The sequence below is a fragment of the Exiguobacterium sp. s157 genome, from assembly GCF_018618205.1.
GTDB classification, from domain to species: Bacteria; Bacillota; Bacilli; order Exiguobacteriales; family Exiguobacteriaceae; genus Exiguobacterium; species Exiguobacterium chiriqhucha.
Window position 1 is genome coordinate 451,731 of sequence record NZ_JACSLQ010000002.1, and the last position, 12,181, is coordinate 463,911.

Annotated in this window: 20 protein-coding genes and 1 pseudogene; 14 read left to right on the forward strand and 7 right to left on the reverse strand. The window is 51.2% G+C overall.

Annotation, left to right across the window (positions count from 1 at the left end; translation table 11 throughout):
- Window positions 1-125 precede the first annotated feature (125 nt).
- Window positions 126-872 carry an SDR family NAD(P)-dependent oxidoreductase gene (locus tag KNP67_RS06105; protein WP_131471773.1) on the forward strand — a complete coding sequence of 249 codons (747 nt, stop codon included), beginning with the start codon at window positions 126-128 and terminating at the stop codon, window positions 870-872.
- 71 nt (window positions 873-943) lie between these two features.
- On the opposite strand, the gene KNP67_RS06110 is transcribed toward KNP67_RS06105, so the two are convergent.
- Window positions 944-1,828: a tetratricopeptide repeat protein gene (locus KNP67_RS06110; protein ID WP_021066381.1), complete on the reverse strand. Its 885-nt coding sequence runs from the start codon at window positions 1,826-1,828 to the stop codon at window positions 944-946.
- Between the two features lie 125 nt (window positions 1,829-1,953).
- Between KNP67_RS06110 and KNP67_RS06115 the strand changes: the two genes are divergently transcribed.
- The gene (locus KNP67_RS06115) at window positions 1,954-2,181 is read left to right on the forward strand and encodes a DUF3221 domain-containing protein (RefSeq protein ID WP_131471775.1); all 228 of its coding nucleotides are present in this window, start codon (window positions 1,954-1,956) and stop codon (window positions 2,179-2,181) included.
- A gap of 19 nt (window positions 2,182-2,200) precedes the next feature.
- Window positions 2,201-2,365 (forward strand): hypothetical protein, encoded by a 165-nt coding sequence (locus tag KNP67_RS06120; protein WP_165569432.1) that lies wholly within the window; start codon window positions 2,201-2,203, stop codon window positions 2,363-2,365.
- Window positions 2,366-2,378: 13 nt separating this feature from the next.
- On the opposite strand, the gene KNP67_RS06125 is transcribed toward KNP67_RS06120, so the two are convergent.
- Window positions 2,379-3,620: a hypothetical protein gene (locus KNP67_RS06125; RefSeq protein WP_131471777.1), complete on the reverse strand. Its 1,242-nt coding sequence runs from the start codon at window positions 3,618-3,620 to the stop codon at window positions 2,379-2,381.
- A gap of 270 nt (window positions 3,621-3,890) precedes the next feature.
- Between KNP67_RS06125 and KNP67_RS06130 the strand changes: the two genes are divergently transcribed.
- The 9 genes and pseudogenes from KNP67_RS06130 (at window position 3,891) to KNP67_RS06170 (ending at window position 8,968) form a co-directional block, all read left to right on the forward strand.
- Window positions 3,891-4,451 (forward strand): AAA family ATPase, encoded by a 561-nt coding sequence (locus KNP67_RS06130; RefSeq protein WP_214756241.1) that lies wholly within the window; start codon window positions 3,891-3,893, stop codon window positions 4,449-4,451.
- Window positions 4,452-4,803: 352 nt separating this feature from the next.
- A complete protein-coding gene (locus KNP67_RS06135; RefSeq protein ID WP_131471781.1) occupies window positions 4,804-5,211 on the forward strand; it encodes a hypothetical protein in 408 nt (135 codons plus the stop codon).
- A 44-nt stretch (window positions 5,212-5,255) separates the two neighbouring features.
- A complete protein-coding gene (locus KNP67_RS06140) occupies window positions 5,256-5,681 on the forward strand; it encodes a hypothetical protein (protein WP_131471783.1) in 426 nt (141 codons plus the stop codon).
- Between the two features lie 438 nt (window positions 5,682-6,119).
- A pseudogene (locus KNP67_RS06145) lies at window positions 6,120-6,236 on the forward strand (UTRA domain-containing protein); the annotation flags it as partial.
- 131 nt (window positions 6,237-6,367) lie between these two features.
- The gene (locus tag KNP67_RS06150; RefSeq protein WP_058764442.1) at window positions 6,368-6,586 is read left to right on the forward strand and encodes a DUF6440 family protein; all 219 of its coding nucleotides are present in this window, start codon (window positions 6,368-6,370) and stop codon (window positions 6,584-6,586) included.
- A complete protein-coding gene (locus tag KNP67_RS06155) occupies window positions 6,586-7,119 on the forward strand; it encodes a GNAT family N-acetyltransferase (RefSeq protein ID WP_214756361.1) in 534 nt (177 codons plus the stop codon). The genes KNP67_RS06150 and KNP67_RS06155 overlap by 1 nt, the downstream gene beginning before the upstream one ends.
- 15 nt (window positions 7,120-7,134) lie before the next feature.
- Entirely contained in the window at window positions 7,135-7,839 is a 705-nt protein-coding gene (locus KNP67_RS06160) for an ABC transporter ATP-binding protein (RefSeq protein ID WP_131471785.1), read from the forward strand.
- Window positions 7,836-8,609, forward strand: coding sequence for an ABC transporter permease (locus KNP67_RS06165; protein ID WP_131471787.1), 774 nt, complete (start codon window positions 7,836-7,838; stop codon window positions 8,607-8,609). The genes KNP67_RS06160 and KNP67_RS06165 overlap by 4 nt, the downstream gene beginning before the upstream one ends.
- Window positions 8,606-8,968, forward strand: a complete 363-nt coding sequence (locus tag KNP67_RS06170) for a VOC family protein (RefSeq protein WP_131471789.1) — start codon at window positions 8,606-8,608, stop codon at window positions 8,966-8,968. The genes KNP67_RS06165 and KNP67_RS06170 overlap by 4 nt, the downstream gene beginning before the upstream one ends.
- A gap of 36 nt (window positions 8,969-9,004) precedes the next feature.
- Here KNP67_RS06170 and KNP67_RS06175 read toward each other — a convergent pair whose 3' ends face one another.
- The 5 genes from KNP67_RS06175 to KNP67_RS06195 all read right to left on the reverse strand — a co-directional run bounded on the left by KNP67_RS06175 (window position 9,005) and on the right by KNP67_RS06195 (window position 11,177).
- Window positions 9,005-9,514 carry a hypothetical protein gene (locus KNP67_RS06175; protein ID WP_131471791.1) on the reverse strand — a complete coding sequence of 170 codons (510 nt, stop codon included), beginning with the start codon at window positions 9,512-9,514 and terminating at the stop codon, window positions 9,005-9,007.
- 135 nt (window positions 9,515-9,649) lie between these two features.
- Complete coding sequence (locus KNP67_RS06180; RefSeq protein WP_131471793.1) at window positions 9,650-9,997, reverse strand: nuclear transport factor 2 family protein; 348 nt, start codon at window positions 9,995-9,997, stop codon at window positions 9,650-9,652.
- Window positions 9,987-10,328, reverse strand: coding sequence for a DMT family transporter (locus tag KNP67_RS06185; RefSeq protein ID WP_131471796.1), 342 nt, complete (start codon window positions 10,326-10,328; stop codon window positions 9,987-9,989). The genes KNP67_RS06180 and KNP67_RS06185 overlap by 11 nt, the downstream gene beginning before the upstream one ends.
- A gap of 11 nt (window positions 10,329-10,339) precedes the next feature.
- Window positions 10,340-10,648 (reverse strand): DMT family transporter, encoded by a 309-nt coding sequence (locus tag KNP67_RS06190; RefSeq protein WP_131471798.1) that lies wholly within the window; start codon window positions 10,646-10,648, stop codon window positions 10,340-10,342.
- A gap of 1 nt (window position 10,649) precedes the next feature.
- On the reverse strand, window positions 10,650-11,177 hold the full coding sequence (locus KNP67_RS06195) for a TetR/AcrR family transcriptional regulator (protein WP_131471800.1): 528 nt from the start codon (window positions 11,175-11,177) through the stop codon (window positions 10,650-10,652).
- Between the two features lie 111 nt (window positions 11,178-11,288).
- Between KNP67_RS06195 and KNP67_RS06200 the strand changes: the two genes are divergently transcribed.
- Both KNP67_RS06200 and KNP67_RS06205 read left to right on the forward strand, forming a co-directional pair.
- Window positions 11,289-11,861, forward strand: a complete 573-nt coding sequence (locus KNP67_RS06200) for a zinc dependent phospholipase C family protein (RefSeq protein WP_165569433.1) — start codon at window positions 11,289-11,291, stop codon at window positions 11,859-11,861.
- Complete coding sequence (locus KNP67_RS06205) at window positions 11,858-12,148, forward strand: hypothetical protein (RefSeq protein WP_029594892.1); 291 nt, start codon at window positions 11,858-11,860, stop codon at window positions 12,146-12,148. Before KNP67_RS06200 ends, KNP67_RS06205 begins: the two co-directional genes overlap by 4 nt.
- The last annotated feature ends 33 nt before the right edge of the window (window positions 12,149-12,181 follow it).

The following is a 12,181-nucleotide window of genomic DNA, read 5'->3' on the forward strand; positions in this document are numbered from 1 at the left end:
ACGGACCGTCCTTTCCTGTTCTAGGGAAAGGATAGTTTTTGCGTGTTGTCAGGATTGATGAGAGGGTGTTACGGGAATTGCGGGAGAGAGACAACATCTCGACTACAGTGAAAAGGGGACACATCATGAAATATACCGTCATCACTGGAGCAAGTTCAGGTATTGGTTATGAAGCGGCGAAATTGCTCGCCAAGCAAGGGAAGTCACTCGTGCTCGTGGCACGGCGGCACGACGAACTCGAGAAGTTGCGGAGTGAAATCAAGGCGATCGCACCGAAGAGCGATGTCATCATCAAGGCGAAAGACTTGTCATACAGCGAGAACGTATACGGGCTGTATGAATCGCTCGCTGATCTCGACATCGAGACGTGGATCAACAACGCCGGGTTTGGCGATTCGAATTTCGTGAAGGACGTCGAGGTCGGGAAAATCGAGAACATGATTCGCTTGAACGTCGAGGCGTTGACGGTACTGTCGAGCCTATACGTCCGGGACTATCATAACGTCGAAGGGGCGACACTGTTGAACGTCGCATCGGTCGTCGGCTATCATATCGCCAAAAAAGGCGTCACGTATAGCGCGACCAAATTCTTCGTCAGTGCGTATACGGAAGGGCTTGCCCGCGAGCTCATGAACGATGGGGACAAACTGCGAGCGAAAGTGCTCGCGCCGGCCGCGACGGAGACGGGCTTTGCCAACCGCGCTCGCGAAGAAGACGACTTTGACTATAGCCAAAACGTTGAGAAGTACCATACGGCCGAAGAGATGGCCGGGTTCTTAGTGCAACTGCTCGAGAGCGATCAAGTCGTCGGCATCGTCAACCACGAGGATTACTCGTTCGAGTTGCGCGGACCGATTCATCCGTATATGTGATCAAGTCAAATAAGAAACAAACAGGGGTCCCGTCACCAACATGTGGTGGCAGGACCCCTGTTCATATTCAATCAAGACGAGCGCATCGAATCCCCGTAGCCTCCGGTCAACCGGTGCGTGAGCCGGTGATACCAATAGCGGAGACGCAAACGGTATACATACAGTTTCGACGTGTTCGGCAAGACGACGTTGTCGATATAATCGGCGAACATGGCGCGGAACATGTGGTCCTCACTGTCGTCATACGTCGCACTCCACATGCCGTGCTCTTCGACCTCGAGCAACATCGCGATTGTCTCGTCATCGAGCTGATGGTTGTCTTCCGGCAACCGTTTGACGAGCATCTCGACCCGATGGCTGCAGATGGACGCATAAAGCGAGTGGGCGCGAGGGTTGCGCGGGTTAGCGTTCAAGTATCCGATGGCCACCTTGAGGAGCTCATCGTTCATCTCGAGTGGAATCTCATCATATACTTGGAAGAATTCGAGCAACATCGGCACAGTCTCTTCGTTGAATCCGGCGAGTCGGACGTAATGCATCAAGTGGAGACCAGCCTCCCCATAAAACTTACGATTGAAGTAATGGACGGCGATGGTGCGTTGGACGATCGGCACGTTCGGATAGCGTTCGACGGCCCGAAGGAAATGCTGCTCGGCCTCGAACAAGAAATTCGTATCGTCGCTCAAGATGCCATGGAGACAGTGGATCATGTAATGGTCGCCTTTTGCGCTCGCGGCTTCGAGCACGTCACGGGCCCGGCCGAACTCGCCTTCACGGATGAGCGGATACGCCCGCATTGCCGGAAAGAACGGGTCGTCTGGAAAGTTCGTCTCGCCGCGGACGACGAGCGATTCGATTGCTTCGGCGTTATAGTCGTCAATCATTTCTTCAAGGAGCATCATCTCGAGGAAGGTGCGTTGAAAGTCTGGATGGTGTAAATCGATGGTGTGTTTCATGAAGGTCCCTCCCGGCGTAAATGAGTGTTGCTTCATTATACCGAGCATTCGGACGGACGAGTAGAGTTATTTCAAAAAATGGGAAAAGAATAGGGAAGGATTTCCGAGGAAATGGAGGGATGGAGATGGTCACGTTCACGGGTTATATTGTCGAGCTCGAACCGACGCGGATGCGGGTCGCGCCGAATCTAGATGCCGAGCCGTTCGATGGTATCGTGTTTCACTGGGAAGAGCCGCTTCGAGAGGATGAGACACCGCTCGCCGTCGGGCAACAGGTGCGCGTCGAGCACGATGAGAAGATGACCCGCTCGCTGCCGCCACAGGCGACGGCGCATCGAATTGATGTGCTATGATGAGACCGAGGTGAAACAAATGGGACAGTCGAATTTTTTGTGGATGGGTGTCGTCATCGCCATCAGTGCGCTGATTGTCTGGTTGTTGCAGGACGTGATGCCATTTTGGATGTTGTCGATTATTCTGCTCCTATTCGGGGCCGCGGTCGGCAACTTGCAGCGACGCTCTCGAAATGACACGTAAAAAAAGCACGTCATCATTCCGATGGCGTGCTTTCTTCATCTTCAGTTTCAACTGCAGCCGGCTCGTCTGTGGCTTCTTCGGTCGCGTCATCGGCGACCGGTTTCTCCTTGACGACGGGCGGCGTCTCTTTCTTGTCAGGTTTAGCGGTGGCTTTCGGCTTGTCTTGTTTCTTGACCGGTGCCGCCTCCGCTTCTTTTTCTTGAACTGCCGGCTGTTCCGGCTCGACCGGTTCGGCCGGTTCGGTCACGGGGACGTCAGGCTCGGTCGGTTGCTCCGTGACGGGAGGGGCCTCCGATTCTTCAGCAGGTTGTTCCGGTTCGGCTGGAGGCTCTTCCTCGACCGGTGCCGGTTCTTCAACTGGAGGCTCGGTCGGTTCCGGTGTGTCTGGTGCTGCCTCGGCTTCCGGTGCTGGTGTCGGTTCGGGCGCGGGTTCCGGTTCAGGCGCCGGAGCTGGTTCGACCGGATCCTCACGTTTCGGTACCGGTGTAATCGGTGCGACCGGTGCGAGTTCAGCGGCCGGGGCACTGCGTTTTGTCGTCGGTGGCGGGGCCGGTGTATCCGACTCGAGGAACGACAGTACGTCTTGTTCGAACAAGGCGACCGGGAGCGTCTTCGTCACCAAGTGAAGGCCGAGCACCCGTCCATTGGCCGTGACAATCGGGCTGCCGATGGCGCGGTTCGGTAAATCGAATTCGCGGCGATAGCTGTCTTCTTCGAACGTGAGCGTTCCTTCAATCTGTTCGTCCGGTGCGAGTGTCAATACCGATTCGTCTGGTCCGACAATCGCGTGACTGAACGAGAACGGGGTCACTTTTACTTTTTCGATGCGGATGACGGCGATGGCGTCAGTCCGGCCGATGACTGTTCCATTCACCGTCTTGTCACCATGTTTCATCGTGACGCGGGTGATGCCGGCGACGTTATGGGCCGCCGTCAATACATCTTGCGGGCTAATCAAAAACCCGGTACCCGTGCCGACAGTATAGAGGCTATCTTGCAACGTCTCGAGGTCGACGGTGGTGGCACCATCGGCTGAGACCGTGTCTTTCGTGATGTTCAAATCGACTTTGTCGGCGAGTGAATCACTCGAGCGCGGGCTGTCGGTAAGATAGGCGTTCGTTAAAAACGAGACGAATGCGATGAGTGCAATGACGATGGGGACAGCAATCCATTTCAAGCGACGTGGGCGATGGCCACACGCCGGACAAATAGTGGTTTTCGAGCGGGTCTTCGCTCCGCAGCGTGGACAAGTCACGGGATGACACCTTCCTTCATACACATAGATGATATGCCTATTCCTCAAATGAGGATGGGGTAAACAATAATTGACCAGGTTTAGAAAGAGAAATGGGGAATTGGATGATGGGTACTTTCTTGAGATGACTAGGATGACTCTAAATTTATGAATATGAGGTGAATTCCCTTGATTATGAGATGTAGCCATTGCGGATATGAACAAGTTCCTATTGGACGAGTCGAGCGATATGATATGGTATTGAAAATGACAGTAGGGGTGGGATTAGACATGAAGTTCGTCGTATTATTTGGTCCACAAGCCGTCGGCAAAATGACGGTCGGGCAAGAACTCGCCAGTATTACCGACTTAAAGCTGTTCCATAACCATATGACGATTGATCTCGTCAGTCCGTTCTTCAGTTACGGGACACCGGAAGGGCGTCGGCTCGTCCAGCTGTTCCGCCATGAGCTGTTCGGCGCGGTCGCGAAAAGTGATTTGGACGGGATGATCTTCACGTTCGTCTGGGCGTTCGATTTAGAAGAGGACTGGGCGTATATCAAACAAGTGACCGACTTGTTCGAGTCGAACGGGGCCGACATCTATTATGTCGAGCTCGAAGCGGACATCGAAGAGCGCCTCATTCGCAACCAAACGGAGAACCGGTTGACCCATAAGCCGACGAAGCGGGACATCGCCTGGTCGGAAGATGAGTTGAAGCAGACGGCGACGCTATACCGATTGAACTCACAGGACGGGGAACTCGACGTCGACAACTACTTGCGCATCAACAACACATATCTTGATGCGGCGACGGTCGCTGAACGAATCAAACAACATTTCCAGCTATGACGAAAACGAGTCTATTAGGAAAGACGAGTGAGAATCATTGCCATGAATAGAATGATTTTCACTTTTCTTTCTTTTTTTCGGCTTAACCTCAAAAAATCTCTTTTTATCAAAAAACGGCGAAACTACGCCCGTTTCTAAGCGGTTTGGACGAGGACCCGGCGTAAGTGGGTAAGGAATCGCCACGACCTTTTTTTGGGTATAAATACTTAGAAAGTGTAGATGTGGGTAGTTCAATGCAATTACTGAATTTAAGACTAGGTAGTTTGCTATTCTAATGGTGATAGGAATGGATTAAACACATATTCATGAATTAGGATTCGATTGTTATTTATAAAAAAGAGGAGGGTTCACGTTGACATATTTTGTTGTGGAATTTCCAACGATATCAGAAATATATAAAAATAATGTGTTAAATAACCGTTTCGAAATTGGGCGTAACATCTACAACAGCCTTGCCAATATAACCCTCAAGCGTTACAAGGAAATGATTAAAACCCAACGTTATCGACAGGCACTAGAGCTGCATAAGACTAATAAACGTGAAGCGAATGAAGCCTTTAAAGAATTGTGTGAGGAATATCGTCTTTCAGAATATGAGTTCCACAAAGATGTTAAGCCTATGCAACACCACTTTAAAAAAATATCGACTCCAACACTTCTCAGAAGATTGCTACTCGATTATGGAAAGCTTTTGATGAGTTATTGTATGGTAATGGGAAACAAATTCACTTCAAGAAATTCGGTGAATGTAATTCCTTAGAAGGAAAGACGAATAAAGCAGGCATCCGATACAAGGATGGGTATTTGTTATGGAATGGTTTATCACTTCAAATCATTTGTGATCAAAACAATTCTTACGAACTCGAGGCTTTTCAAAATGATATTGCTTATTGCAGGGTTGTGAGAAAGTGGGTTCGTAAAAAGTATAAATTTTATGTCCAAATTGTTTTTAAAGGGATACCGCCAGCTAAACGGAATAAAGAAACGGGACACTTCAAACGAACTACTGGTTCGGGTGACGTTGGATTGGACATTGGTCTGAGCACACTTGCAATTGTCAGTGAGAAAAAAGTGAAACTGCTGGTGTTGGCCGATCGAGTCCGTTCTTTTGAAGGTGAAAAACGGCTGCTTCAACGGAAAAATGAAGAGAAATGTATCAGCCGTTTTGAAGAATTCCTTTCGAAACATCACATTGAGATTAAACGTTGTAAAAAAATGAATATTATCTAGTAAGTAATAACAGGATGTTGACATGCGTCCTATGCCATCACAAAACCCTGCTCAGAGGTTTGATGGTGAAAGTCTAATGGAAAAGGGTTAGTCTCCTATACTTTCGAGTGTCGTTGGAAGCCCTTGTACTTTAGACCCTTACCACCTAGTGGTTAGAGTGTCAGAATAAAGGAAGAAGGATTCTATAAATCTACGGCAGGATGTCACAAGAGAGAATTTTAGATAGTAATTCCAAAAAAAGTATTGTCTAGAATCAGTAGCAAATATTATGCAGAGACGAGAAAATTTCTAAGAGTATGAGTTGTGAGAGTAATTTGGTGTCAGTCGGACGGCTTAACAAGTGCACTCAATCAGATGACGGCGAAGGGTACTCATCCCTCAGTGAGGACTTGGTGCGTTTGATATTTAGGGGAAAACCGACAGATATAATCGTATACGCCGTGTTTCTATATCGAGACGGTGACCGAGGACGCCTCTGGACGTACGATTGAATATTCACGGTCCTACTTTAGAGGGGATAAGACGAGCTTCGTCATCGAGCGGAGCTATTCATGAACACGCCACAATCGGGCGTGTTTTTTTGTATGAATTAAAGGGGTTTCACATCCGGCAGTTATGGATGCGTCTCATTCATTGAAACGAGAAGATCTATTGCGTACAGTTAGAAGTAGAAAGGTGGAGGTAGGATGTTATTCAAAAAGAAAATAGCAGAAGAAGCGGCAGGATCGAAACGATTTCACGTCAAGTTGACGGAACAACTGCCGGAACTTGGACAAATCACCATCCTCGTCGATACGGACACCGGCGTGAACTATATCCAGACGTGGGTCGGGACAGGTGGAGGCATCACTCCGCTACTCGATGCGAATGGTGATGTTGTGGTCGAGGAAGGGTACCGATCGTGATGTCACTCAGCACCAATCGGCTGACGTTACGGCGGGTGATAGCGGACGATGCGCCACACCTGTTGGCATATTTATCGAAACCTGAGGTCGTCCGCCATATGGGACTCGACCCGTTCACGTCGTTAGAGGATGCGTTAGAAGAGATTGCCTGGTACGATTCGATTCTCGAGGAAGGGACAGGTGTCCGCTGGGGAATCATGTTGACCGGGCAAGACGAGGTCATCGGCAGTTGCGGATTTTTGAACGTGTCAGCGAAGCACCAGCGAGCCGAAATCGGGTTTGAGCTCAGCTCGAATCATTGGGGAAGAGGCATTGCCGGTGAGGCGCTCCGAGCGGTCGTTCGTCATGGGTTCACACAACTCGGGTTCCATCGTATCGAGTCGCTCGTCGAGCCGGCGAATACCGCGTCACAACAGCTACTCGAGCGGGTCGGATTTACGCGAGAAGGGTTGCTGCGGGGGTATGAGTTCACACGTGGTAAGTACGACGATTTATATATGTATTCATTGCTTGAGACAGACAGCATGACATGATGGAGGACGACACCGATGCAGATTATCGAATTCAAAAACGTGAGTCATGGAGACATTTTACATAATGTGACGGGATATTTCCGGCAAGGACGCATCACGACGTTCGTCGGTCCGAGCGGTGCCGGCAAGACGACGTGCCTGAAGCACATCAACGGCCTGTTATCACCGGACGCCGGTGCGATTTATTTCAAAGGGGAGAATATCGATTCGATCGACGTCATCGAACTGCGCCAACGAATCGGCATGGCGTTCCAAAGCGCGCCGATGATTGACGGGACGGTGTACGACAACATGAACCTGCCCAAAGCCATCTTCGGCGAGACGCTCGAACGGGAACGGGCGGCGGACCTGTTGCAGAAAGTCGACTTGGGCGGGATCTCGCTCGACCAACCGATCAAGACGTTGTCGGGCGGGGAACGGAGTCGTGTCGCCATTGCCCGGACGCTCGTCAACAAGCCGGACGTGCTGTTATTGGACGAGATTACGGCGAGCCTCGACTATCGGACCGTGAAAGAGATTGAGCGGTTGATTGTGAGACTGCAAAAAAACTTCGGGGTCACCGTCGTCTGGATCACGCACGACTTGGATCAAGCCCGACGTGTCAGTGATGACATGTGGTTTTTGCGAAACGGGGAATTGATTGAATTCGGCGACGCGACGTTCATCGATGAGTCCGATAACCCGATGATTGGTCGTTTCGTGAGGGGGGAAGAGCTATGACGTTCATCGAACTGATGACTTCATTGATTTTTGTCGCCATCCCGCTCGGTTTGGCGTTGTTCTTGAAACTCGGGCTCGAACGCGACATCTTGATTGCGACGGTGCGGTCGATTGTTCAGTTGCTCATCATCGGCTACATTTTGACGTTTGTCTTCGAGAGCGACAGCCCGGTGTTCATGTTGCTCATGATTCTCTTAATGATTGCGGCGGCGACGCAGAACATCATCAAGAAAGGGGACGGCATCCCTGGCATCACATGGATGATTCTGCTCACGCTCGTCACGGTCGAGACGCTGACGATGGGCCTCATGCTCGGGCTCGGCATCATCCCGTTCGAGCCGGAGAAAGTCATCCCGATCAGCGGAATGGTCATCGGGAACTGTATGGTGTTGTCGCTCCTGTTCTTGAACAAGTTCAAAGACGAGGTCGAGCGGAGCGATGAAGTGATTGAGCTCATCTTGTCGTTCGGCGGCACACCGAAGGCAGCGATCGAGCGCAGTTTGAAGAGCGCCATCCGCACGAGCATGATTCCGACGGTCGAGGCGCAGAAGACGATGGGGCTCGTCCAACTCCCGGGTATGATGAGCGGTCTCATCATCGGCGGGGCCGACCCGATGGAAGCCGTGTTGTATCAGTTGCTCATCTTGTTTCTCATTTTGACGACCGCGTCGATCTCGGCGGTCATGGTCGGTTATCTCGCGTATCCACGCCTGTTCAACCAAAAACTTCAGTTCGTCGGGTTGACGTATCGAAAGGGGAAAACGACATGATTCAAGGCATCCATCACGTGCAAATCACCATCCCGAAAGGGGAGGAAGCCCGTGCCCGTGCGTTTTATTGCGGCGTGCTCGGTCTTCTAGAAATCGAGAAGCCGGTGTCACTTCAAGGACGGGGCGGGTTTTGGCTCGAGGTCGGCGATCGCAGCGTCCACGTCGGGACCGAGGACGGGGTTGACCGGCTGTCGACGAAAGGACACGTCGCCTACGCCGTGACCGATTTAGCGGAATGGGGACAGAAGCTCGAGGCGGAAGGGATTGAGCGGCTCACAGGTATCCCGATTCCTGGATTCGACCGGTTCGAGTTCCGCGACCCGTTCGGCAATCGAGTCGAGATGATTCAAGCCCTCTGAATGGAGAGTGCCCGCTGTGGGTGCTCTTTTTTTCGTTCAAGAGATCCCGAACAGTTCGGTGACAGCTTTCCAATTGGAAGGATAGGCGTTGCTGCCCCCATGCTGATGCAACAATTTGCCGTGACGGTTCACAGTGAAGTTCCATTGCGTCCCGTCCATCGTGAAGTACCCTTTTTCCTCGAATACTTCAGGCCAGCGATGTGAGACGAGCGACACGAATCGCTCATGGACGCGGAAGGCATCTGTTTCGTTGTACCAACCGGAACGGGGAATCGCCGTGCTTAAGTCGAACTCTTCACGCCAGATGACTTCTCGTTTGACCGCGCCATCTTCAAAAAACGTGATGGTGGACTCGTTATGGACGCCGAAGCCGCCGACCGTGAACGTGACGGTGATGGTCGGTCGTTTTTTACGGATGGCATCGAGCGGGATGGTCGGCTCGAACGTCAATTTCGCTTCCAGGGATGCCTTGATGGCCAGCTGTTCGTCTACGGAACGCCTCGGACGTACGGATTGAAGCCATTGCTTTTTTGTTTGTTGATCCATGTTCATCTTCCTTTCATCTCATCGGATGGGTTGATTATAAGCAAAATGAACATGATGGGTGTGTACAAAAATGAATCAGGTACGACGAAAGGGAGTGTCGATTGGGACACTCCCTTTTTAGGTGACGATTTAGTGTCAAGAAGGCGGAACGATTGTCCCTTGATGGAAACGCATCTTCCATTGGCCATCAACGTTCACCCAAATCGAGCTGCGCAAGGCGATGCGTCCGGTGGAGTGGTCTTCGGTCCGATACGTGGCCAGGACGACGTCGTCTTGAACGGTCTCCAGTGAGAAGTCGGATAAGGTGATGTGAATCTCGCCGAGGTCCATCGTGGCGGCAGATGCCGTCCGATATAACATGCGTCCGGAACTGCCGATTTCAAAAAAATCATCCGTGAGTAGACGGCGCAAATGCTCAGGCGATGTGCGCACGTCGGTCGTCAATAATGCCCGTTCCTGTCGTTCGATTAAGTCAGCCAGCATGTGGTTGCTCCTCCTGTTTTCCAAGATTCATGACGATGACGCCGAGCACGATGACGATCAGGCCGATGCTGTTCAAGCTCGACAGCACTTCCCCGTACACGAACACCCCGATCAGCCCGGTCGCGACCGTGCCGAGCCCGGCCCAGACGCTGTAGGCAATGCTGAGCGGGATGGTCTTCAAGACGATGCCCATCAACGTGAACGAGATGGTGAAGCTGATTAAGAGAACAAGACTCGGGAACAGATTGGTAAATCCGTCCGACAGCTTCAACATCGACGTCCCGAGCACTTCGAATGCAATCGATACGAGTAAGATTCCATAGGATTTCATGATTTCCCTCCTCATAATTTCATCAAGACGAGCCCGATGATGACAAGCCCGATGCCCATGACGGTCTGAATCCGGACTTGTTCCTTGAAGACGAGGAAGCCGATCAGCGCCGTCGCTGCCGTGCCGACCCCGCTCCAAAACGCATAGGCGAAACTGAGTGGGATGGAAAGAAGGGCGAGCGACAACAAGTAAAATGCCGTCACGTAACCGAAGGCGACACCAATGATGGGCAGGCGGCTCGTTGTCGTCGCGTTCAGCTTCAACATGCTCGAACCGAACAGTTCAGAGACGATGGCACCAACGAGATAGACGAAGCCCATGTTACGATTCTCCTTTTGACAGCGCGTCGCACTTTTGTCGGATGATGCGGGCAGCCCGATCTTTGAACGCAGCGCTATAGCCATATGTCAACGCGAACCAAAACCCGTCACAGAGCAGTCGAAGCTCGAGCACGCGATCAGCGTCAGGACCATCCGCGGCGAACTGTTTATCCCAACGTTTGGCGGCGTCGTTCCAAAGCTTTCCGCTCGCATCTTCTTGTGATGAGATGAAGACGGCAATCAAGTCGGCATCACCATCGCTATAATCGAGCGTCGCGAGGGCGTAGGCGCATGTGAACGGATAAGGACCATCTAACCCGGTTTGATGATGGACGATCCGATTTTCAAATTCATCGAGCGCCATTCTATTCATCTGCTGCAACAGGTTGGCCTTGCTTTCAAAGTGGTATAAGACGCCCCCTTTCGTGATACCGGCGCGTTTGGCTAAGTGGTCCATCGACAGTTGTTGAATGCCCTCGGTTTGAATGATTTGTGCGGCGGTCCGCAGTAACAATTGTTTTTTACTCATGTGTGTCCTCCTCACTATACTGAACGGTCAGTATAGTGAGCGTATCAGACTAGAGTTGGGTTGTCGAGATGAATACATGAATGGGATAATTAGGAAAAGGGGGGAGAGATGATGGGTTCACATTTGATGCATCTCGTCATCGGGAATGAGGTGTTGGCGCATTTGACAGATGTCGATCGCACGACTTTTTTGTTGGGAAATCTTGCGCCCGATGCGACGACGTCTAAACAAAACACCCACTATTACGCGGGACGGCATGAGGATATGACAAGACGGCTCGACCTTGATCAATATTGGGTGGACAGTGTGGACGAGAATCAATCGTTTCGCCTCGGCTATTATTGCCATCTCGTCGCGGACGAGATTTGGTTGCAGGGTTTTTATAAAGCCTGGCTCAAGCAAGTCATCACGAAAGACCCAGAAAAGCAGGCGATGTATTATACCGATTTTGATTCATATAACGCTCGTTTAGTGCAGCGATTGGACGCCTTCGATTTCGACGTGTTAACCAATGCCGCACAAGGCGAGCTGCTGGCACTCATCCTCAAAATCAAGCAAGATGCGAAGGCGAAAGAGGAAGGGACGTATACGATGTTTTTGCCACTTCAGTTCGATGGCTACGTCGAGACGTGCATCCTTCGATGTCGACAGATGGTCCAACAGAAGAGTGGGGTGATTATATGATTCAACGACGTTATGCACCGCTTTACGTAACGTTTGGACTTTCTATTTTGACAATCGTGGCGCTGTTCACTGTGAACGGCCGCTTTTTCCCGGATTTGAACTTGATTACGGCCATATGGGTCTACATTGTTCTAGATGTCGCCCTGATTGCCACATTGATTTGGGGCCTGTTCTCAAAAGACAAGACGGTGCGTGTGTTCAGTCTCGTCGGGAATCTTGGATTGATTGTGCCGCTATCGATTTGGATTTTTTTGTTGGTGCTCGCTAACGGGATTTCGGAAGCGTAATCGGACAAATGAGAGTGACCGAATGAACTCTAT